This window comes from Azotobacter chroococcum (assembly GCF_004339665.1).
GTDB classification, from domain to species: Bacteria; Pseudomonadota; Gammaproteobacteria; order Pseudomonadales; family Pseudomonadaceae; genus Azotobacter; species Azotobacter chroococcum.
The window spans coordinates 1-20406 of the sequence record NZ_SMMU01000051.1 but is presented as its reverse complement, the minus strand read 5'-3'; the positions used below and the strand labels follow the sequence as shown (position 1 = coordinate 20406).

At 62.0% G+C, this 20406-nt stretch carries 20 protein-coding genes and 1 CRISPR repeat array; of the genes, 17 read left to right on the top strand and 3 right to left on the bottom strand.

The window, feature by feature from the left end:
• The coding region (traN, locus tag EV691_RS21320; protein WP_131837566.1) for a conjugal transfer mating pair stabilization protein TraN at window positions 1-1615 on the top strand (1615 nt) is incomplete at its 5' end.
• A 39-nt stretch (window positions 1616-1654) separates the two neighbouring features.
• Here the strand turns inward: traN and EV691_RS21315 are convergent.
• Both EV691_RS21315 and EV691_RS21310 read right to left on the bottom strand, forming a co-directional pair.
• The gene (locus EV691_RS21315) at window positions 1655-2476 is read right to left on the bottom strand and encodes a hypothetical protein (RefSeq protein ID WP_131300940.1); all 822 of its coding nucleotides are present in this window, start codon (window positions 2474-2476) and stop codon (window positions 1655-1657) included.
• Between the two features lie 63 nt (window positions 2477-2539).
• Window positions 2540-3768: a CRISPR direct-repeat array (repeat unit 28 nt; unit sequence TTTCTGAGCTGCCTACACGGCAGTGAAG).
• Between the two features lie 556 nt (window positions 3769-4324).
• Window positions 4325-4990 carry a hypothetical protein gene (locus EV691_RS21310; protein ID WP_207390270.1) on the bottom strand — a complete coding sequence of 222 codons (666 nt, stop codon included), beginning with the start codon at window positions 4988-4990 and terminating at the stop codon, window positions 4325-4327.
• A 449-nt stretch (window positions 4991-5439) separates the two neighbouring features.
• Between EV691_RS21310 and ssb the strand changes: the two genes are divergently transcribed.
• The 8 genes from ssb to EV691_RS21265 all read left to right on the top strand — a co-directional run bounded on the left by ssb (window position 5440) and on the right by EV691_RS21265 (window position 10526).
• Window positions 5440-5916, top strand: coding sequence for a single-stranded DNA-binding protein (gene ssb, locus EV691_RS21305; protein WP_131300942.1), 477 nt, complete (start codon window positions 5440-5442; stop codon window positions 5914-5916).
• A 151-nt stretch (window positions 5917-6067) separates the two neighbouring features.
• Window positions 6068-7219 carry a RecT family recombinase gene (locus EV691_RS21300; RefSeq protein ID WP_131300944.1) on the top strand — a complete coding sequence of 384 codons (1152 nt, stop codon included), beginning with the start codon at window positions 6068-6070 and terminating at the stop codon, window positions 7217-7219.
• 131 nt (window positions 7220-7350) lie between these two features.
• Window positions 7351-7530 carry a hypothetical protein gene (locus EV691_RS21295; protein WP_131300946.1) on the top strand — a complete coding sequence of 60 codons (180 nt, stop codon included), beginning with the start codon at window positions 7351-7353 and terminating at the stop codon, window positions 7528-7530.
• Window positions 7511-8020: a hypothetical protein gene (locus EV691_RS21290; protein WP_131300948.1), complete on the top strand. Its 510-nt coding sequence runs from the start codon at window positions 7511-7513 to the stop codon at window positions 8018-8020. The genes EV691_RS21295 and EV691_RS21290 overlap by 20 nt, the downstream gene beginning before the upstream one ends.
• 134 nt (window positions 8021-8154) lie before the next feature.
• Window positions 8155-8628, top strand: a complete 474-nt coding sequence (locus tag EV691_RS21285; RefSeq protein WP_131300950.1) for a hypothetical protein — start codon at window positions 8155-8157, stop codon at window positions 8626-8628.
• The gene (locus EV691_RS21280) at window positions 8615-9655 is read left to right on the top strand and encodes a lambda-exonuclease family protein (protein WP_131300952.1); all 1041 of its coding nucleotides are present in this window, start codon (window positions 8615-8617) and stop codon (window positions 9653-9655) included. Before EV691_RS21285 ends, EV691_RS21280 begins: the two co-directional genes overlap by 14 nt.
• Before the next feature lie 272 nt (window positions 9656-9927).
• On the top strand, window positions 9928-10182 hold the full coding sequence (locus tag EV691_RS21270) for an AbrB/MazE/SpoVT family DNA-binding domain-containing protein (protein ID WP_131300954.1): 255 nt from the start codon (window positions 9928-9930) through the stop codon (window positions 10180-10182).
• A complete protein-coding gene (locus EV691_RS21265; RefSeq protein WP_131300956.1) occupies window positions 10179-10526 on the top strand; it encodes a type II toxin-antitoxin system ChpB family toxin in 348 nt (115 codons plus the stop codon). The genes EV691_RS21270 and EV691_RS21265 overlap by 4 nt, the downstream gene beginning before the upstream one ends.
• Window positions 10527-10851: 325 nt before the next feature.
• Here the strand turns inward: EV691_RS21265 and EV691_RS21255 are convergent, their stop codons facing one another.
• Window positions 10852-11895, bottom strand: coding sequence for a LacI family DNA-binding transcriptional regulator (locus tag EV691_RS21255; protein ID WP_165496601.1), 1044 nt, complete (start codon window positions 11893-11895; stop codon window positions 10852-10854).
• A gap of 207 nt (window positions 11896-12102) precedes the next feature.
• Here EV691_RS21255 and EV691_RS21250 point away from each other — a divergent pair, with 207 nt between their 5' ends.
• From EV691_RS21250 to EV691_RS21215, 8 genes are all read left to right on the top strand, one after another.
• Entirely contained in the window at window positions 12103-14367 is a 2265-nt protein-coding gene (locus EV691_RS21250) for a TonB-dependent receptor (protein ID WP_131300958.1), read from the top strand.
• Window positions 14368-14441: 74 nt separating this feature from the next.
• Window positions 14442-15770, top strand: coding sequence for an LLM class flavin-dependent oxidoreductase (locus EV691_RS21245; RefSeq protein ID WP_131300960.1), 1329 nt, complete (start codon window positions 14442-14444; stop codon window positions 15768-15770).
• Between the two features lie 64 nt (window positions 15771-15834).
• The gene (mgrA, locus tag EV691_RS21240) at window positions 15835-16878 is read left to right on the top strand and encodes an L-glyceraldehyde 3-phosphate reductase (protein WP_131300962.1); all 1044 of its coding nucleotides are present in this window, start codon (window positions 15835-15837) and stop codon (window positions 16876-16878) included.
• A 2-nt stretch (window positions 16879-16880) separates the two neighbouring features.
• The gene (locus EV691_RS21235; protein WP_040107292.1) at window positions 16881-17810 is read left to right on the top strand and encodes an aliphatic sulfonate ABC transporter substrate-binding protein; all 930 of its coding nucleotides are present in this window, start codon (window positions 16881-16883) and stop codon (window positions 17808-17810) included.
• Window positions 17811-17899: 89 nt separating this feature from the next.
• Window positions 17900-18748, top strand: a complete 849-nt coding sequence (locus EV691_RS21230) for an energy transducer TonB (protein ID WP_131300964.1) — start codon at window positions 17900-17902, stop codon at window positions 18746-18748.
• A 33-nt stretch (window positions 18749-18781) separates the two neighbouring features.
• Window positions 18782-19492, top strand: a complete 711-nt coding sequence (locus EV691_RS21225) for a MotA/TolQ/ExbB proton channel family protein (protein WP_131300966.1) — start codon at window positions 18782-18784, stop codon at window positions 19490-19492.
• A 1-nt stretch (window position 19493) separates the two neighbouring features.
• A complete protein-coding gene (locus EV691_RS21220; protein WP_040107295.1) occupies window positions 19494-19895 on the top strand; it encodes an ExbD/TolR family protein in 402 nt (133 codons plus the stop codon).
• 287 nt (window positions 19896-20182) lie between these two features.
• Window positions 20183-20406, top strand: a 224-nt coding sequence (locus EV691_RS21215; protein WP_131837565.1) for a type II toxin-antitoxin system Phd/YefM family antitoxin, incomplete at its 3' end; no start/stop codon positions are given.

Sequence of the window (20406 nt, the reverse complement as noted above, 5' to 3'; positions counted from 1 at the left end):
CGCCCGTTGCCGGACTTCAGGGGAATACTTCGTTGCTGACTTCATGGCTCCATCCTCTCAAAGGTTGGAGCCTCCGGGAAACCCGGGGCGGTTCACTAACGGCTGCATCACCGAAAACGGTGTTTTGCTCTGCCCCGGAAACATGCCGGCCTCGCCGCATCCGGACATCGATCCCTTCTGTAAGCGGGCAACGGTGAGTGCCGAGTGCTCTTTCTACAAGGGGCAGATGGCTTGCTACACCGACGCGCAAGGGGTTGAACGGTGCCCGCAGAACGAAGGGGGCAACCTCAACACCTGCCGGGAATACGAACAGAACTCCTCCTGCGGCTTCATCTCGCAGAAGTGCATCGAGGGTGCCCAGGGGCCGTCGGGGCAGTGTTACGCCTTTGAAGAGGTCTGGGATTGTGGGTATGACGTTTCCGTACCCACGCTGGTCAACACCGGCGTGAAATACGAGTGCCCCGGCCCCGTGAATTGCATGGGCGGCGAGTGCTTCGATACCAGCAACACGAAAAGCACCGACTTCGCTTATGCCGTGGCCATGCTCCAGGCTGCCCAGTTCGCCGAGCATGACCTCGAATGCGGCGGGGACGGGACGGATGTATCGGAATCCAATACTTGCAAAGTCTTCAAAGGCGAAGACATGGAGTGCAAGAAAGCCTTGGGCGGGTATGTCGATTGCTGTGAAGCACCCGATGGGGTCAGTATCTTCGACTATGTGAAGCTCACCATGGCCAGTTTGAAGATGGGCTCTGCAGTGCATGCACTTGCCATCGATAAGTCCATTACTCAGGGGTATTGGTATGCGGCACAAAACGCTATTTTCGATGGGGCCGCAGAACTCATCTCGGGTGAGTGGAGTAGTGTGCTGAGTACAGCAACAGGATCTTTCAACGCCACCCATGCAGGCTCATATGGAGTAGGCGCAATCCAAGGATTCCTAATAGAGCAGACCTATAACGTGATGATGGAAATGGGTGCTACGCAGGCGGCCAGTGCCATATTCGAGCCTACCGCTACGGGAGGAGGGATGCAACTTACTTCCCAGGCAGCTGCAGTCGTGAACTTCGTTGGCTTTGTTTACACCGCCTATGTGGTTACCGACATGATGATCAAAATCATCTGGGAGTGCGAGAAAAAAGAGTTCGAACTCGGGGCAAAGAAAGAAACTCGTCAGTGCTCCTATGTCGGGAGCTATTGTGCTTCCAAGGTATTTGGGACGTGTGTCGAGAAGCGCGAGGCCTATTGCTGTTTCAGTTCGGTCGTGGCTCGAATCATTCAGGAGCAAGGCCGGCCTCAGCTGGGCTTGGACTTCGGAGATCCCGAAAACCCTGTTTGCGAGGCGTTGACGGTTGAGCAGCTTGGCCAGATTGACTGGAGTCGGATTGATCTATCTGAGTGGATCGGGATGCTCTATACGACAGGTCATCTTGATACCCCTGATACTGCCACACTTGAAAATCTCACAGGCTCTGGCAGCTCACTCGGAAATGTATTTGATAATACGACACGGCAGAACAGCTTGAATCGAAATATGGAGCGGCTGAATGGCGTCGATGTCGATCAGATAAAGTCTCAAGCGGAGAAGGAGATCAAAGGGGATATCTTCCAGTAACAAAAGGCCCCGCGTGAAGCGGGGCTTTCTTTTAGAGTCTTATTTTCCAACGAAGTTGTATTCTTTGCCTGTCACTAGAATGGAGGGCGGGAACGGAATTATATCATTTCCTGCTTTTGGCTGGCCTGCGTTGTAAATCACAAACCAGTCAGGTAGTTGCTTGCTAAGCATTCTCATTGCCATGTCTTGTCTGACATCGCTCCCTGATGCGTCCATTATAATTTGCATATGAAAATTACCTAGATAAATTGGTCCATAATATTTTCCTGCAGTGGTGAAGCTAGGGCCATCTATCGGGCCCCCTGATGGGGGCGTAGGGTTTTTGAAAAACATATTTTTGGGTCCATCAAATTGACCCCGAGAGTTATCTGGTAAAGCACTTGGCCTGACTTTGATAGTCGTTGGATCAGCGAAGGCCTGCGCTCTCGCCCTGCTCCAAGTATCCATAGCAATCTGAATTGCTTCGGCCATGCTGTTGGCCTTCCCAGCGGGAACCCAGGCGGCAGCTTGTTTTTTTTGCCAAGGCCCCATTACCTCCCCGGTTGGGATCAAGAACAGCGCTGCTCCAACGCCACCAAAGGCGAGGTCACCCATTGAGCCCCCATTGCCTCGGGTTGGCTTGCTCACGCCTGCAATCAGGCCATATTGGCGAGCGGTTTCGACCGGTACGTCCTTCTGACCTTTGATGCCGAGATCGTCGCGCAGAATCTTCATCGCGTCCGACCACTTCTCGCGCGGAGTCTGCTCCGGGTCCTGGAGCGTGACCTGAGGCCCCGGCGGCTCCTTGCTCGCACACCCAACCAGAAGGGCAGCAGCGAGAGCGGAGCAAAGCAGGCGGCTGATATGTTGCAGTTCGATCATGTTGAAATTCCCTTTAAAAATCATGGGAAAGGGTACCGGCTTGTGGTGCTGCTCCCAAGTGCATTTCCGAGCTGCCTACACGGCAGTGAAGGGGATATCCGAGGCCGGTCAGCGCCGGCGGCTGTTTCTGAGCTGCCTACACGGCAGTGAAGAATACCGCTCGAGGCGGGCGCGGGCATTGTTGTTTCTGAGCTGTCTACACGGCAGTGAAGATTCGACGTGGACTGGTACGTTGCCAGATAAATTTCTAAGCTGCCTACACGGCAGTGAAGCGACCAATCCGGCGGCAAACTCAATTGGGAGTTTTCTGAGCTGCCTACACGGCAGTGAAGCAGATGGGCGAGGCCCTGACCCGCGCCAGGGTTTTCTGAGCTGCCTACACGGCAGTGAAGGTCGAACGCGGCATATTCAATCACGGCAGACTTTTCTGAGCTGCCTACACGGCAGTGAAGAGTGAGCCTGTTTCTGTCGAGGTACGTTCAAGTTTCTGAGCTGCCTACACGGCAGTGAAGAAACATTGATGAAACCTCTTCTGTACGTTGACTTTCTGAGCTGCCTACACGGCAGTGAAGGAACTCACCATTCCCCATCGGGGTCGTCTCCATTTCTGAGCTGCCTACACGGCAGTGAAGGGGGCGGTGCTGGAGTGAAGCGCGGTTTTGTATTTCTGAGCTGCCTACACGGCAGTGAAGTTAAACGCAGGCGCTGATTAGCGTCTGCCCTGTTTCTGAGCTGCCTACACGGCAGTGAAGACGTTGTTTGCTGGGCGTTCGATGGCTTTCTGTTTCTGAGCTGCCTACACGGCAGTGAAGGTGACGCAGAATTTCATCATGGATTCCTTGGCTTTCTGAGCTGCCTACACGGCAGTGAAGGAAATTACCAGCATGCAGAAAGGGACCGAGCTTTTCTGAGCTGCCTACACGGCAGTGAAGTTCGTTTAACCGGCCCGGCCCCCTCTTGGGAGTTTCTGAGCTGCCTACACGGCAGTGAAGACATGCGCAGGCAAATATCAACGATAACGAAATTTCTGAGCTGCCTACACGGCAGTGAAGATGCCGGAGGACTGACCCGGGTCTGCCGTCCATTTCTGAGCTGCCTACACGGCAGTGAAGCAGCGTCAGCGCCTGGCCGACGGAATCAGCAATTTCTGAGCTGCCTACACGGCAGTGAAGGTGGTGCGGGATGCGCGATCTGAAAGCGAGGCTTTCTGAGCTGCCTACACGGCAGTGAAGGCCCGCACCCACTGGGCGAAGCGCAGCAAGGTTTTCTGAGCTGCCTACACGGCAGTGAAGTAGCGATTCAAACAGCCAACACCTTGTCTGGCAAGGAAAAATCCAGCTCGCAGCACTGTGCCCCATAAAACTGGGCGAATATGTAAGTCATTGTTTTTAAAGAGCCTACAGTTCACCTTGGAAAAAATGGTCATAGCAGGGGAAACGGTTGCGCCGTTGCTTAACCCCGAGGAGGTCAAGCCGCGTTTTCTCAGCACAAACAAAAACGGCGAGGGGGTTAGCCTCGCCGTTCATGTTTCCTTCCGTCCGTGTGCTCGTCATCCTGACGAAGTAGCCGCTTATCCTGCGACTTTCCCTTAGCTGCCATCCTTGGTCAGCCTGCGTCGTTCCTTCGACGTCTTGGTGGGATTCAATCTACCCGAGGGGCCGCCTCGAGCAAATTGGGAAAGCTCTCGATCTGCTGTAGGCGATGGCTTACAGGGTGAGAGACGGGGGTTAGCCTCGCCCGGCAGGGGCCCACTACTGATCTGGCCAACCTTCACGGACGCGCGTACTGCAGAGCCTGGCCGTGGCACTTCAGACGCCGATGCCTACGACTATCTATGCTCAGGGCTGATCACCATGGAAAGACCTCTATGGTGGAGTTGGAAGGGGTTCTCGAGGGGCTGGATGCCTGCTGCGCCTGGGGCAAGGGTTGTATGGGCCGCTCGGGGATACGCAGAGGACGTGTGGGCTGTGCCGGAGTGCGCGCGGGGGGCTGAGCTTGAATGGCCACCGGCAAGTCCTTGGGCGTGCCGTTGACCAAGGTCAGCCACTCGTCATAGGTCAGCCGCATTTGCCCTTGGCACAGCTTATTGCGCACGCGGATGTAGTCGTTCACTTCCTCGCGGGCCGAGGCGTTCACCGCGTAGCCGGAAGCGGCGTAAGCCACGGGGTTGCCGGCCTGCTGGCAGTTGCTGGCATAGGTGGAGGGCGGGACCGCGACCATGGCCACGGGGACTGTACTGGCGACCTGCAGCTCAGGGTGCAGGCGACCCGAACGGGTGTCGAGCTGGTCCTGGGGGCTCACCGTGTGCTGATAGGCCGGTTTGCGCAGGGCCGCGCCGCCGCGGCCCTGGTGCCCCCAGCTGGTGTGGTAGTCGCGCAGGTCGGGCTCGTATTCGCTGACGGCGAACTTCGGCCCCGTGGGAACGGGAGGGGCCTCCGGCTTCTTGTCCTTGGAGCAGCCGGCGACGGCGAGCGCGCTGAAGGTCAGCGCCAGCAGAAAATTGGGATGTTTCATTGGGGTTCCTCATCGGTGGACTCGGCCCCATTGTGAAAAGCCAATCTGTGTCTGTGTGGCCATTTCGCGCCACTTTATGGCTTGATTTTGGGTGCTCTGGACAGGCCGAAGGACGACCGCAAATTTGCGTGCGGCGGCTCGATTGCAATAGGCGTCGGACTGTTGCAGACTCCAGCCACGCCCTTGTGCGGCGCTAAATAGGCCTGCCGGAACTCCGGCAAGTGCCCTTCAAGCCCTGGTGGCTTAATCGGCTGAATAAAGCCGTCAAGAATTCCCCCCATTAAATTGGTAGACGTGCGTCTGCTGATTTAGTCGCGTAGTTGCTGCGCGGACGGGTGGTGCCGTCTGATAAATCACCTTAAAAATGCTCTTAAAAAACCAACCCATCGGGGTCGCAGACTCCCGCTTGGGGAAAATGCCGCCCCGTATTATCCCGAAAGGAGAATCTTATGGCGCGCGGTATCAATAAAGTCATTCTGCTCGGCAATGTCGGCGGTGATCCGGAAACTCGCTCCCTGCCCAACGGCAATGCGGTGACCAACATCACGCTGGCAACTTCCGACACCTGGAAAGACAAGCAAACTGGCCAGCAACAGGAGCGCACCGAATGGCACCGTGTAGTGTTCTTCGGCAAGCTCGCTGAAATTGCTGGAGAATATTTGAAGAAAGGCGCTCAGGCTTATATCGAGGGCAAACTGCAAACCCGCAAGTGGCAGGGACAGGACGGTCAGGACCGTTATACCACCGAGATCGTCGTCGACATGAACGGCACCCTGCAATTGCTCGGCGGGCGCAGAGACGGAGGTGAGGGGCAATCCCCGCAGCCTCAGCCGCGTGAAAGCGGAAACTCACGTAAATCCAAAAATCAAGGAGACAAGTCAACTCCGGCTCCTCAGCCGGCTTCCGATGACGACTATCCTTTTTAAATAAACGGCGGACATGAACTCATGCCCGCTTCCTGATCTGTAAAACAAAACCAGCGCCGGAAACAATCCCGGCACTATCCAAACCCTGAGGGGCGACTTGTCCCTTTGGGGGCCGTTCGCCCTGAAGGAATATTCTGAAAGGAGAACGGTTATGAGCGAAGTTCAAAAAGAGTTTCAAAATGCAGTGGCAATCATGGTCAAACTTGAAGACAAGTTCATTGAGCTTGTGAAGACATCGAATACGGATGTCGCCTTCAAGAATGAGTTGCTATATGCCTCGCAGGCGATGATGAATAACGACTATCTCTGCAAGGTGGCGCTCAGCAACTCGCTGAGTTTGCGCAATGCGTTCAGCCAGGTGGCCGCGTGCGGTCTCACGCTGAATCCCGCCCGGGGTTTCGCGTACCTGGTGCCTCGCGATGGGCAGGTCATCCTCGATGTGTCCTACCGGGGGATGATCAAGGCGGCCGTGAACGACAGCGCCATCAAGGACTGCATCGTCGAGCTGGTCTACGCGAACGACGAATTCGTCTATCGCGGCAAGCGGCAGAGCCCGACCCACACGTTCAACCCCTTCGACAAGAAGGCCGACCGTGGGGAGTTCGTCGGGGCCTTTGTCGAGGCCTTGCTGCCCGATGGGCGTGTCCATGTGGAGGCCGTCACCGCCGAGGAAATCTACGCGGCGCGCGAGGCTTCCGAGCTGTGGAGGAAGAAGAAGAAAGGCCCCTGGGTCGACTTCTTTGCCGCCATGGCGAAAAAGAGCGCCATCAAGATCGCCAGGAAATACTGGCCTCAGTCGGGACCCAAGCTGGATGAGCTGATCCAGTACCTCAACACCAACAGTGGCGAGGGGTTCGCTTCGCAAGACGTGCCGCTGGCGGTCGTCGAGCGGGTGATCGGGGCGAACGATGAGGTCGAGCCGGTCGAGCCGCTGCCCACTTCCAACCAGGAGGAGGCTGCGAGCGAGCCGTCTCCCGCCGCTCAACCGGCGGAAGTCGATCCTGAACCCGAAAGGGCTGATCCGCCTGCTGCCGAACCTGCCGCCGATTCTGCACCTGCTGCCGATCCTGAGCCGCAGGCCGTCGAAGGCGAGGTGATGCCCGCGAAAGAACCGGAACCCAAGCCTGTCGAGCTGCCCGAGAAGGTGGTGAAGAAGGTGGCGGAGCTGGTTCGCCGTGCCCGGGACCAGGGCTGCTGGGCAGCGGCCAAGGAGTACGTCTCCACTTGGCCGGAAGAGGCACGGCAATACGCGCTTCAACAGCTCAAGGCCGGCGAATACCTGGCGGCGAGCGAAGGGGAGTGAGATCAATGGCCGATCTGATCGCGACCATCCTGTTGCTGCCGTAAGGCCTGCAGCCATTTGAAACCCACCCTGAGGGGGCATGTCCCTCTCCGGGGGTGTGCCTTTCTCGGGGACGAGAAAGGAATCACGCCATGCGGACTTACCTGTTGAGCGTCACCGACTTGAGCACCCGGCAGCGGGTTTCGTTTCGGTGTCGGGCCAGAACCTTCGCGGCAGCGATGAAGATGGCCGAGAAGGAGCATCCCGGCTTTTTTGCGGCACTGCGGTCTGCGTTCAAGGAGGGGCACAACCATGCGCCCATCGACACCTGAGCGTCTGAAGGCTTCGCTGCGGGACTGGCTGGAGATGAAAGAGACGGGCGAGGGCCTTGCCTGTTGTGCGGACGAGATGATCGAGCAGATCCAGGCGAAGTTGGCGGTACTGGAGCAACTGCTGGGTGAGCTTGCCGCGCACGGTATGGGCTTCACGCTCAAGCATGGCCAGCACGATGCCTGGGGGATGATCTGCCCCGATGCATCGGAACCCGGACGCTACCGTTGGCAGGCGTTTCGACGTGACGGCTTCACCGGCCACAGCACGTTCGATTCCAGCGAGCAGTGCCTGGGCGACCTGGTGGATAACGGTTACACGCTTCCGGATCCGGGAGCGCTGGATCGTCTGGCCGACACGGTCGAGTGGCAGCGCGGCATGGAGGTCGTCGCAGTGATTCAGGCCTGCAATGCAGGACGGATGAGCTACGAGGATGCCTTGCGCGCGCGTGAAGCAATCGATGCCCGGTACGCGAGCGGCACTGCGCGCTGATACCGGCTGAGCGCTGGAATTCCAGCAAAAAAAATTCCCAGAGGGGCGAACCTGCCCCTCTGGGGGACTCGTTCGCCTCGAGGGGACCGCTTGGGCTTTTGAGCCTGGGCGGTGCACTCGAAAAGGAGAACGAGATGGAAGCTTTTGAAATCTGCCAAGAGGCCTACCTCCTGGCGCGGCATGAACAGGAGTCGATGTTGCTGGGCAGGTCGTACATGAAGCCTTCGGCCTTCCGCGAGAAGACCGAGACGCTGCGTGAGGCGACCGATGCGCAACTGCTCAACGCCCTGCAGGTCCTCGGCGAACAGGCCGGCCGTGATTTCCTGAGTCTTCAGGGACCCATCGACCGGCGGCTCGCCGCGGTGCTCGACACGGCCAGCCGAATCCGCAAGGACAAGCTCGACGGCTTCGGGCTGGTCGGCGGCCTGCTGAAGAAGGGCAGCCGCTTCGCCAGGGGGTTCTACAAGACCTCGGGGCTGGAGCCAAGGGCGCTCTCGGAGGATCTGAGGCGGTGTCACCTGTACCGATCGGGTGGCCTCTGTCTCAGTCCAGACGAAAAAGCTCGCCTGGGATTCGCTGACGAGGAGATGAACGATGAAGGTCGTTGATCTCGAGCAGCGGACCCCTGAGTGGCTGCAATGGCGTCAGGAAGGTGTCAGCGCAACCAGTTGCGCCGTCATCATGGGGCACAACCCTGCCAAGACGCCCCTCGAGCTCTGGAAGGAGCTGGTCGGACTGACGACCCCGCCCGACCTGTCGGTTATCCCGCAGGTCAGGCGTGGCCAGAAGTTCGAGCCGCTGGCCCTGCAGATGTTCGAGGAGAAATACGGCCAGCTGGGCTTGCCGATCTGCGCCGAGTCGCAGGAGCACCCGGTCATCCGGGCCTCTTTCGATGGCCTGCTGGGTGATGGTGCCCCCGTCGAGATCAAGAATCTCGCGGAGGACAATCATCTGCAGGTGCTGGCGCTGCGGGACAAGAGCCCGGCCTTCCAGCTCTATCGCTGGCAGGTCATGCACCAGCTGATCGTCTGCAGCGCGCGGCGTGGCTACCTGTGGTTCTGGTCGCCCAAGCACGAGCCGTGCTGCCTGGTGGTCGAGCGGGATGACCTGCTCATCCAGCGGATCATCGAGGCAGAAAAAATCTTCTGGAAAAAGGTGGAAACCGGGACGCCCCCGGCAGCCGATCCCCTGCGGGATGTGCTGCCGATGGAGCAGACCGACGAAGCCGCCTGGAAGGCGTTGGCGGAAAAGCGTCGCGAGCAGGAGGCCAGAGTGGTCGCCCTCAAGGCGCAGCTGAACGCGCTGCAGAAGGAGGCCGGCGAGCTGGACACCCAGCTCAAGCTCCTCGTGAGAGCGGCTGGGTTCCGCCGAGCCGACGCCTACGGAGTGAAGATCACCGTCTACGAGACGGCAGGAACGGTCGACTGGAAGGCGATTGCCGAGGAGATGGCCCAAGGGAAGGACATTCCGGCGGACCTGATCCAGAAGCACCTGGGCGACAGTGGCTGCCGGACGCGCATGACGGTAGATCCCCACTTCGACCCGAACCAGCCGGCACCGGTGCTTCGCATCCGCAAGCCGGCACAACCCGAACCGGAGGAACAGCCGCCCTTTGCGGCCGGTTTCTGGTTCTGATGCACAATCCTTCAACCCGGCCTCGTGCCGGGTTTTTTTTTGGCTATTGAGTTTCCGTGATGGCTGCCAGGGTGCTTGCTGCGACCGGCGACGTAGAGACTGTGCAGACCATCTTGGGGCACCAATGCCTTGATCACAGCAAGCCATATCAGACCGTTGATCCTGAGACTGTACGCCAGGCCTTTGAGCTGGCATTGTAGATACGTAGTTTCTACATTTCGCTTGTGTTTATTTGGCTGATTTATACAATGTATCTACATTGAGAGGTGCTTATGGAAGTCAAGATTCAGCAATGGGGTAATAGTGCGGCGATTCGCTTGCCGGCGACGGTCCTCAAGCAAATGAGCCTCGCCAGTGGCGACGTGCTCAGCCTCGATGTGACTGGCGAGGCGATCACCTTGAAGCCGGCGAGGGCCAAGCCGCGCTACAAGCTGGCTGACCTGATGGCGCAATGCGACCTGAACGCGCCGGAACCGGCAGAACTGGCAGCCTGGAACTCGATGCAGCCAGTGGGGCGTGAAGCGTGAGGCGAGCCAAGTACGGTCGAGGCGATATTGTCCGCCTGAACCTGAACCCAACGGCGGGTCGTGAGCAGCAGGGCGATTTTCGTCCGGCCTTGATCCTCACGCCAGCGGCGTACAACGCAACCGGCTTGGCCGTGATCGCGCCGATCACACAAGGCGGCGACCATGCGCGGTATGCAGGGTTCGCGGTCACGCTGAGCGGAGCAGGGACAGAAACGCAGGGTGTGATCCTGACCAACCAGATTCGTTCTGTTGATCTTGAGGCTCGCGGGGCCAAGCGGGTGGAGTCGGTGCCCGAAGTGGTTATTGAGGATGCGCTGGCCCGAGTCCAGGCGCTATTTGAGTAACGAGGAAAAGACAGCATGATGATTGCAGACCCAATGGTCGCTCTGGTCAGTCTTCAAAGGGAAGTGCGCCGGGGCATGCCGACCCATCCCGCTGACCTATGTCCTGGGATCAGAATTGTCCTCAATTAGCCGAATGGCGTTACACGCTACACCTATGCTCGGATTGAGCACGGGCGAATCAAGTCGATAGCCCGGAAGCCTTCGAGCTCTGGATGAGTGCCTAAAATCGTGTCCACGACTGCTGGGCAAGATCAGACGAGGGGAGGCGGCCTTTTCATTCAGGAATGCATGCGTACCACCGAGCTTACCGGACGCAAGGTGCAGCTCAGGTGCTTTCCCGCTCCACCAACTGGCATTCGAGCCGGTTCAGGCGCTGTACCGGCACCTCCGTCGCTATCACGCCGAGACTTTCCAGCACCCGCAGCGCGGCCGTCTCGCCGATCCCCAGCGAGGGCGGCCGGATGGTGCTCAGGCTCGGCAGCAGCATTTCGGCGAAGGCGTAATCGCCGAACCCCATGACCGCGCAATCGCCGGGTATCCGCAGGCCCATGTGTTGGGCCGCGAGCAGGCCGCCGGCCGCCAGGTTGTCGTTGGCGAAGAGGATCGCATCGGGCCTGTGCGTCTCTTGCATCAGCCTTTCCATGGCCTCCCGGCCCGCCTCGAAGGGTGCGCTGCCGGCACTTGGCGCGAAACTCCAGAGTTCCAGCCCCGCGTCCCGCAGGGTGGCGGCGCAGCCGTCGCGTCGGTCTAGGGCGCTGAAGTCGCCGGCGGCGCTGTTCTGCACGAAGGCGATGCGCCGGTAGCCCCTCTCGAGCAGATGGCGCGCCGCCATGACCCCCGCGTCGTAGTGCAGGAAGCCCACCTGGATGGGCGCGCGCTCGGGCTGGTAATCCCAGATCTCCACCACCGGAATGTCCGTCTCGGCGAGGAGCTTTTCCGTGCCCTCGCTGTGGAAATGGCTGGTCACCACCAGCGCCGCCGGCGACCAGCCGAGGAAGGCGCGCACGGCGCTTTCCTCCTGTTCCGGCGAGAAGTAGCTGGAGGCCAGCAGCAACTGGTAGCCGTGCCGGGCCAAGGTGTCGCTGAAGCCCTGGATGGTGCTGGCGAAGATCGGCCCCGAGATGTTCGGGATGACCATGCCGACGATGCGGCTGCGCGCCGAGGCGAGGCTGCCGGCGACCAGATTGGGCACGTAGCCGAGGGCCGAGACGGCTTCGCCGATACGTTGGCGCAGCTCTTCCGAGACCCGCTCCGGGTGATTGAAGAAGCGCGAGACGGTCAGCGCCGAAACCCCCACCTGGCGGGCAACATCGTTGAGCGTGATGCGTCCGGCAGTGCGCCGTTTGCGGGGAGGCGATGGATCGCTCACGGGATTTCCTCTTAAAAATGAATATAAAAGTAATTTTTAATTATTTGACGATCTATTAGGAAGACTCCGATACTGGTGATGTTAGCGCTGACATAAGAGGTTGTCTCTCGTCATCTGCCACTCGCACAACGGGACCAGAACAGGCGCTTCGTTCCGACCCAGTAGCCGAGCAGACCGCCTTCGGTCTTGCCAGGGCAGAGCAAAAGCATGAAAGAAATCGATCATCACAGCGCTGCCGCGCAGGGCAGCAAACAACGTTTCGCCGGTTATCGCGATCCCCTGGCATGGGCGATCCTGCTGGCCTCCCTGGGGGGCTCCGCCTGGGCGGAACAGGACGCCGCCACGACCGCGCAGACGCCGGCGGACGCCCAGAGCGGGCCGGTTCTCAAGGCCGTCACCGTCACCGCCACCCGTCGCGAAGAGTCGCTGCAGAAGATTCCCGTGGCGGTTTCGGTCGTCGACGGCGAGCAACTGGAGCGGGATAACCGCAACAACGTGTCGAGCATCGTGCAGCAGGTACCGACGCTGAACTTTCGCACCAGTGCCTCGAACAAGGACACGACGCTGTTCATCCGCGGCGTCGGTACCATCTCCACCTCGCCGGGTATCGAGCCGACCGTGGCCACGGTGATCGATGGCGTGGTGTTCGGTCGCGCGGGCCAGTCAACCCTCGATCTGCTTGATCTGGAGCGTATCGAGGTGCTGCGCGGGCCGCAGGGCACGCTGTTTGGCAAGAACGCCTCGGCGGGCGTGCTGAATGTCGTTACCCGGGCCGCACCGGAGGAATTCCGGGGTTATCTGGATTACTCACACTTCGGCAACGGCAACGAGAACCGCTACCGCCTCGGCGTTGGCGGACGCCTGACCGACACCCTTAAGGGTTCGGTCAGCGGTCTGCTCGGCAAGTACGATGGCAACGTGAAAAACGTCAAGAACGGTGACGACGTCAATGGCTACGACCGCACCGGCGTGCGCGGCAGGCTGGAATTCGAACCGAACACGGACATCAAACTCACGTTGATCGGCGATTATGCGCGCAGCGACGACGACATCCCCAACGGGGTAGTCGTCTCGACCCGCAGCGCGGCCTTCGCCAACGCGCTCAAGCCAGTGTCGCCGAGCAGCCACAATCAGCACATCCAGAGCGACTACAAAAGCCGCACCGAGGACACTAGCGCCGGCATTTCCGGGCAGCTCGACTGGCAACTGGGCAACTATACCCTGACCTCCATCACCGCCTGGCGCCGCTGGCTCAACCACCAGTATCAGGACGGCGACCGCCTCGCCGCCCTGCCACTGACCGCCTCCCACGACAACGGCAAGGTGAACTACAACCAGTACACTCAGGAGATTCGCCTGGCTTCGCCCAAGGGCGAGTTCCTCGAATACGTGCTGGGCGTCTACTACATGCATGGCCATACCGGCGAAACCTACCGGCGCCTCTCGGTCAACGACGGGATCGCCAACGACGGGCAAGCCAACTACAGCGTGACCAGCAACAGCTTCGCCCTGTTCGGCGAGAACACCTTCAACTTCACCGACGATTTCCGCGGCATCGTCGGCCTGCGCTGGACTCGGGATGGCCTGGGATACAAGCATCGCCGGGTTTCCACCTCGCCCGTCGCGGTCACCGGCATCCAGCCTTCGACGTCAAGCCACGGCTCGGTGGACGAAGAGGACTGGAGCGGTCGCTTCGGCCTGCAGTACGACTTCACCGACAATCTGATGGGCTATGCGACCTACTCGCGCGGCTACAAGGGCCCGGCTTACAACGTGTTCTTCAACATGCAGCCGCGCGATACCGAACACCTCAAGCCGGAAACCTCCGACGCCTACGAAATCGGCCTGAAGGCCACCGCGCTGAACAACCGGCTGACCGCCAACCTGGCGGTCTTCCACACCGACTACGACAACTACCAGGCGAACTTCTACGACAGCGTGGCCGGCCAGGTGGTGACCCGCCTGGTCAATGCCGGCAAGGTCTACACCAAGGGTGTCGAGCTGGATACCAGCTTCCAGCTCACCCCCCAGCTCAAGCTGTCCGGCGCCCTGGCCTACACCGAGGCGCGCATCGACAGCTTCAAATGCCCGGCGGGAGCCGCGTCCAACTGCAACGTGAACGGCAAGCCACTGCCCTTCAGCCCGGACTGGAAGACCTATGTGCGCGCCGATTACAGCATTCCGCTGGACAACGGCCTGGACGTCGAGCTGACCACCGACTACAGCTGGCAGGACGAAGTGCAATTCACCCTCGACCAGAACCCGGACACCAAGCAGGGTGCCTACGGCATCTGGAACGCCAGCGTCGCCCTGGCCGACTACAACCGTGGCTGGCGTGTGTCGTTCCTCGGCAAGAACCTCAACGACAAGTCCTACGCCACGGCCATGGCCGCCGGCAGCAACTATATCTACCGCTTCGTACCGCGTGACGACGAGCGTTACTTCGGTGTGCAGGCACACCTCGATTTCTGATTTTTCATCAACCACCATGCCGCCCGGTCGGGATACCACGACCGGATGGCTGCTCCGATAGCAAGGATATCCCTATGGCAGATTCCGCCCGACAACTGCGCCTCGGCGCTTTCCTCATGGCCACCGGACACCATGTGGCCGCCTGGCGGCATCCGGAGGTACCGGTCGACCCGCTGGACTTCTCCGTCTACCGGCGCGTCGCGCAGGTCGCCGAAGCGGCCTGCTTCGACGCGCTGTTCGTCGCCGACAGCGCGGCCGTGTTCGACGGCCCGTTCGCCAGTCATACCGCGCGCTCGGTGTATTTCGAGCCACTCACCCTGCACGCGGCACTGAGCGCGATCACCGAACGGATCGGCTTGGTTGCCACCGTCACCACCAGCTACAACGAGCCCTACCACGTAGCGCGCCAGTTCGCCTCGCTGGACCACCTCTCGGGCGGCCGCAGCGGCTGGAACCTGGTGACCTCCGATCTCGCGGCCGAAGCACAGAACTTCGGCCGCGACGAACACCTGGGGCACGCCGAGCGCTACGCCCGCGCCCGCGAGTTCCACCGCGTGGTCACCGGCCTGTGGGACAGCTGGGCGGACGATGCCTTCCTGCGCGACAAGGCCAGCGGGCGTTTCTACGATCCTGACCGGCTGCATGTGCTCGATCACCGGGGCGAGCATTTCAAGGTGCGCGGCCCACTCAATGTGGCGCGCTCGCCGCAGGGCCGGCCGGTGGTGGTGCAGGCCGGCTCCTCCGAAACCGGCCGCGAGCTGGCCGCCGAAACCGCCGAGGTGGTGTTCACCGCGCAGACCTCGCTGGCCAAGGCCCAGGCCTTCTACGCCGACCTCAAGGGGCGGCTGGGCCAGTACGGCCGCGGCGAGGACGCGCTGAAGATCATGCCAGGCGTCTTCGTGGTGCCCGGGCAGAGCGAGAGCGAGGCCCAGGAGAAGTTCGAGGCCTTCCAGGAACTGGTCGAGCCGCAGGTGGGCGTCGCCCTGCTCGGGCGCATGCTGGGCAACTTCGACCTCTCCGAATACCCGCTGGACGGCCCGCTGCCGGAGCTGCCGCTGACCGACAGCGGCCAGCGCAGCCGCCAGCAGCTCCTGACCGAGCTGGCCGGCGCGGAAAACCTGACTCTGGCCCAGCTCGGCCGCCGGATCGCCGGCGGGCGCGGCCACCACAGCCTGATCGGCACGCCTCGGCAGATCGCCGACGAGCTGCAGGCGTGGTTCGAGGAGCGCGCGGCCGACGGCTTCAACGTGCTGGTGCCGCACCTGCCGGGCGGCCTGGAGGACTTCGCCGCGCTGGTGGTACCGGAGCTGCAGCGGCGCGGTCTGTTCCGGCGCGAATACCAGGGCCGCACCCTGCGCGAGCACCTTGGCCTGGCGCGGCCGAACAACCCCTTCTTCGCGTGATCGAACCCGTTCGCGGGCAGCCGGCCATGCGCTGCTGCCCACTCACCCTTCCGGAGAAACGTCCATGACCTATCTTGCCGACTCGAAGCGCTACGAGCGCATCCCCTACCGCCGCGTCGGGCGCAGCGGCTTGGTGCTGCCGGCCCTGTCTCTGGGGCTGTGGCACAACTTCGGGGACGCCACGCCGTTCGACACCCAACGCGCCCTGCTGCGCACCGCCTTCGACCTGGGGATCAACCACTTCGACCTGGCCAACAACTACGGGCCGCCCTACGGCAGCGCGGAAATCAACTGTGGCCGCCTGCTGCGCGAGGATTTCCGCGCCTACCGCGACGAACTGACCCTCTCCACCAAGGCCGGCTGGGACATGTGGCCGGGGCCGTACGGGCAGGGCGGCAGCTCGCGCAAGTACCTGATCTCCAGCCTCGACCAGAGCCTCAGGCGCCTGGGCGTCGATTATGTGGACATCTTCTACTCGCACCGCTTCGACGCCAACACACCGCTGGAGGAGACCGCCGGCGCGCTGGCCGACATCGTCCGCCAAGGCAAGGCGCTGTACGTCGGCATCTCCTCCTATTCGGCGGGCAAGACCCGGGAGATCGCCGCGTTGCTGCGCGAGCACAGGGTGCCGCTGCTGATTCACCAGCCGGCCTACAACCTGTTCAACCGCTGGATCGAGAAGGACCTGCTGGATGCCACCGAGGCCGAGGGCGCGGGGGTGATTGCCTTCACCCCCCTGGCCCAGGGGCTGCTCACCGACAAGTACCTGAACGGCGTGCCCGCCGATGCGCGGGTCAATCGCCCCGGCGGCGCTTCGCTGCGCCCGGAACATCTGGCCGAGGCGAACATCGAGCGCGCCCGGGCGCTCGCCGGAATCGCCCAGCGGCGCGGCCAGAGCCTGGCCCAGCTGGCCCTGGCCTGGACCCTGCGCGATGCGCGGGTGACCTCGGCGCTGATCGGCGCCAGCCGCCCGGAGCAGATCGTCGAGAACGTCGCCGCGCTGGACAACCTGGCGTTCAGCGCCAAGGAGCTGGCGGAGATCGACCGCCACGCGGTCGAGGGCGGCATCAATCTCTGGGAGAAACCTTCCACGGACTGGCAGGAATGACGATGAAGACCTTCCGATTCGGCTCGTTCCTGCTGGGACTGCTGGCCTTCGCCCAAGTGTCGCTTGCAGATCCGGCGGTCTTGCGCATTGGCTACCAGAAAGCGTCAAGCAGTCTGGTGCTGGCCAAGCAGCACGGCCTGCTCGAGCGGCGCTTCCCGCAGACCCGCATCGACTGGATCGAATTCCCGGCCGGTCCGCAGATGCTCGAGGCGCTGAATATCGGCAGTTTGGATATTGGCTCTACAGGCGACATTCCACCACTGTTCGCCCAAGCGGCCGGTGCCGACCTGCTGTATATCGGCGCCGAACCGGCCAAGCCGCAAGCCGAGGTGATCCTGGTCGCACCGGACAGCCCGATCCACAGTATCGCCGAACTCAAGGGGCGCAAGGTGGCCCTGCAGAAGGGCTCCAGCGCGCACAATCTGCTGCTGCGCGCGCTGGCCCGAGCCGGCCTGTCCTTCAGAGACATCCAGCCGGTCTACCTGTCGCCGGCCGATGCCCGCGCCGCCTTCGAAAGCGGCCGCGTGGACGCCTGGGCAATCTGGGATCCGTTCTATTCGGCCGTCGAGCTGGAGGGACGCGCGCGCCTGCTGGCCAACGGCGAAGGTCTGGAACTGCTCGGTCCGTTCTATCTGGCGGCGCGCCCCTATGCCGAGTCCGACCCGGACTTCGTGAAAGCCGTACTGGATGAGCTGGGGCAGGCGGAAAGGCGGCTCCAGAGCGACAGGGCCGGCAGCATCCGGCTGCTCGCCACGTTCACCGGGTTGCCGGAAGCGGTGATCGAGCGGACGTTCAGCCATCGCCCGGCATCATCCGTCCTGCCCATGAGTGCGGAAATCGTCGCCGCCCAACAGCGCACTGCCGACCTCTTCCTGGAAAGTCGCTTGTTGCCGAAACGGATAGATGTCGCCGCGGCCGTCTGGCGGCCATGACCGGAACTGCACGACTGCGACCAATCGACCGGGCGGCCGGAAACCTCCCGGATCGTACGCGCGTTATCTTGAACTCATGGAGCTCAACGATGGGAAACGTCCTTGGCGCCGGCAGGGCGCCTTATGTGCCGAGGCATGAAGAACGCCATGCGGAAAAGGCGCCGACATTCGACACAGCGCAACCTCAGGCGTTGGAGACATCACGTTTCAGCATCGCCAACCGATCTCCAGGGAATCGGAGCGAAGTTCTGATTCTGGGCATACTGGCGGCCCTGCTGCTGCACGCCGGAGCCCTGCACTGGCTCGGCCGGCACAGCACGCCGCCCCTGCCGGAGATCCCCGTGCAGGTCCCGCCCATGACCATCGAATTCAGCAGCCCGGCACCGCCGGCCGAGCCCGTCGCTTCACCTCCACCACCGATCGCCGCCGCCGAACCGCCGCCTTCCCCGGCTCCGGTGGTCGAGGAGCTGGCCCCCAAAAAGGCGCCGCCCAAGCCGCTTCCCAAACCCAAGCCGCAGCCGCCCAAGCAGAAGGCCGAACCCCGGCCGGCCCAGCCGACCCCGGCGAAGGCCGAGGCGCCCCCCGCTCCGGCGGCGCCAACGGCTGCACCGGCACCGGCCGCCCCGGCGGCAGCGCCCGCGCCCGCCCAGGCGCCGCTCACCCCGCCCTCGGCCAGCGCCGGCTACCTGCGCAACCCGGCGCCCGAATACCCGGCCCTGGCCCTGCGCCGCAACTGGCAGGGCACCGTGCTGCTGCGCGTGCACGTGCTGGCCAGCGGCAGGCCGAGCGAGATCCAGGTCCAGAAGTCCAGTGGACGCGACCTGCTCGACGAGGCTGCGGTCGCCGCCGTCAAGCGCTGGAGCTTCGTGCCCGCCAAACGCGGCGACACAGCCCAGGACGGCTGGGTCAGCGTACCCATCGATTTCAAATTGAATTAACCCATCGCACCGCTCTTCAGGAGGAACCCCACCATGGATCTGCTCAGTAATCCCTTCGCTTCGGTGGAACATGTCGTCATCTGGGTCTTGATCGGCTTTTCCGTCGTCACCTGGGGCCTGGCCCTGATCAAGGCCATCCAGTTCGCCCGCCTCAAGTACCAGGACCGCCGGCTGCAGAAACTCTTCTGGCAGGCAGCCAGTCTGGACAGCGCCGCCGACCTGGTGCAACAGCATGCCGGCGCCGTCGCCCATCTCGCCCAGGCCGGCTTCGCCGCCATCCAGGAGGAGCCCGGCCAGCACGACCTGGCTCACGCGATCAACCACCAGGACCGCCTCGAGCGGGCCCTGCGCCAGCAGATCCAGCGCGAGCGCCGTTCCCTGGAGTCCGGCCTGGCGGTGGTCGCCTCGATCGGCTCCACCTCCCCCTTCATCGGCCTGTTCGGCACCGTCTGGGGGATCATGGAGGCGCTCAAGGGCATCAGCGCGGCCGGTTCGGCCAGCCTGGAAACCGTGGCCGGCCCGATCGGCGCCGCTCTGGTCGCCACCGGCGTTGGGATCGCCGTCGCGGTGCCCGCGGTGCTGGTCTACAACTACTTCCTGCGTCGCCTGAAGCTGGCCACCGCGGATCTGGACGACTTCGCCCACGACTTCTACAGCCTGGCGCAGAAGAGCGCCTTCAAGGTGATCCCGCATCCGCGCGCCGGCCGGAGCCAGGGTGCCCAACACGTGAAGGAGGCGATCTGAGATGGCCTTCTCCACCCAGGAAAGCGACGAAGTCCTCAGCGAGATGAACGTCACGCCACTGGTTGACGTGATGCTGGTGCTGCTGGTGGTGTTCATCGTCACCGCGCCGATGCTGACCAACAGCATCCCCATCAACCTGCCCAGGACTGAGGCGGTCGCTCCGCCGGACACCCAGGACCCGCTGGTGGTGAGCATCGACGGCACCGGCAAGGTGTTCGTCGGCAAGGACGAGATCCAGGCCGAGTTGCTGGAAAGCCACCTGCAGGCGGCCAAAGCCGCGGACGCCGAACTGCGCGTGCAGTTGCAGGCGGACGACCAGGTGGATTACGGCGTGGTGGCCAGGGCCATGGCCGCCATCGAGCGGGCGGGTATCACCAAGCTCGCCGTCATTACGGCGCGTTAGAGGTACGGGGCTTTCCGAGACTTCTGGTAAGAAATTTCTCGGAAGGAACTCGACGATCGGAGCGGCTGTCTTGGAGAGCTGCTGCAGGCCCGCGGTTGGCCACCGCAAGGTAACCGCATGGGGTCTGCAGAAGACGTCTCCCCGGAGCCGCTGCTGCTCTTTGCGGCCGGCTTCTGATTCTGATGCACAACCTCTTCGACCCGGCCTCGCGCCGGGTTTTTTGTTTTGTCGACGTAGATCTAAATTTAGTCTATAAATAGACCTCCTAAACGCAGGACCTCGCCGACATGAAAATCGAGACAATCAGCTTCTTGAAGAAGCACGCCGCATCGTTGGACCTAACCGAGCCCATGGTGATCACCCAGAACGGTCTGCCCGCCTATGTCATCGAGTCCTATGCCGAACGCAAGCAGCGCGATGAGACGATTGCGCTCGTCAAGCTCCTGGCATTGGGTTCCCGCGACAAAGAGCAAGGCAAGCTGGTGTCGGGCGACACGCTCCTGGATCGGTT

Excerpts from the sequence above, each read along its gene's own strand:
- EV691_RS21315 (WP_131300940.1), bottom strand. The coding sequence starts at position 2,476 with ATGATCGAACTGCAACATATCAGCCGCCTGCTTTGCTCCGCTCTCGCT.
- EV691_RS21225 (WP_131300966.1), top strand. The coding sequence starts at position 18,782 with ATGGATCTGCTCAGTAATCCCTTCGCTTCGGTGGAACATGTCGTCATC.
- EV691_RS21220 (WP_040107295.1), top strand. The coding sequence starts at position 19,494 with ATGGCCTTCTCCACCCAGGAAAGCGACGAAGTCCTCAGCGAGATGAAC.
- EV691_RS21310 (WP_207390270.1), bottom strand. The coding sequence starts at position 4,990 with ATGAAACATCCCAATTTTCTGCTGGCGCTGACCTTCAGCGCGCTCGCC.
- EV691_RS21245 (WP_131300960.1), top strand. The coding sequence starts at position 14,442 with ATGGCAGATTCCGCCCGACAACTGCGCCTCGGCGCTTTCCTCATGGCC.
- EV691_RS21250 (WP_131300958.1), top strand. The coding sequence starts at position 12,103 with ATGAAAGAAATCGATCATCACAGCGCTGCCGCGCAGGGCAGCAAACAA.
- EV691_RS21295 (WP_131300946.1), top strand. The coding sequence starts at position 7,351 with ATGCGGACTTACCTGTTGAGCGTCACCGACTTGAGCACCCGGCAGCGG.
- EV691_RS21280 (WP_131300952.1), top strand. The coding sequence starts at position 8,615 with ATGAAGGTCGTTGATCTCGAGCAGCGGACCCCTGAGTGGCTGCAATGG.
- EV691_RS21230 (WP_131300964.1), top strand. The coding sequence starts at position 17,900 with ATGGGAAACGTCCTTGGCGCCGGCAGGGCGCCTTATGTGCCGAGGCAT.
- EV691_RS21285 (WP_131300950.1), top strand. The coding sequence starts at position 8,155 with ATGGAAGCTTTTGAAATCTGCCAAGAGGCCTACCTCCTGGCGCGGCAT.
- EV691_RS21235 (WP_040107292.1), top strand. The coding sequence starts at position 16,881 with ATGAAGACCTTCCGATTCGGCTCGTTCCTGCTGGGACTGCTGGCCTTC.
- mgrA (WP_131300962.1), top strand. The coding sequence starts at position 15,835 with ATGACCTATCTTGCCGACTCGAAGCGCTACGAGCGCATCCCCTACCGC.
- EV691_RS21300 (WP_131300944.1), top strand. The coding sequence starts at position 6,068 with ATGAGCGAAGTTCAAAAAGAGTTTCAAAATGCAGTGGCAATCATGGTC.
- EV691_RS21290 (WP_131300948.1), top strand. The coding sequence starts at position 7,511 with ATGCGCCCATCGACACCTGAGCGTCTGAAGGCTTCGCTGCGGGACTGG.
- EV691_RS21270 (WP_131300954.1), top strand. The coding sequence starts at position 9,928 with ATGGAAGTCAAGATTCAGCAATGGGGTAATAGTGCGGCGATTCGCTTG.
- ssb (WP_131300942.1), top strand. The coding sequence starts at position 5,440 with ATGGCGCGCGGTATCAATAAAGTCATTCTGCTCGGCAATGTCGGCGGT.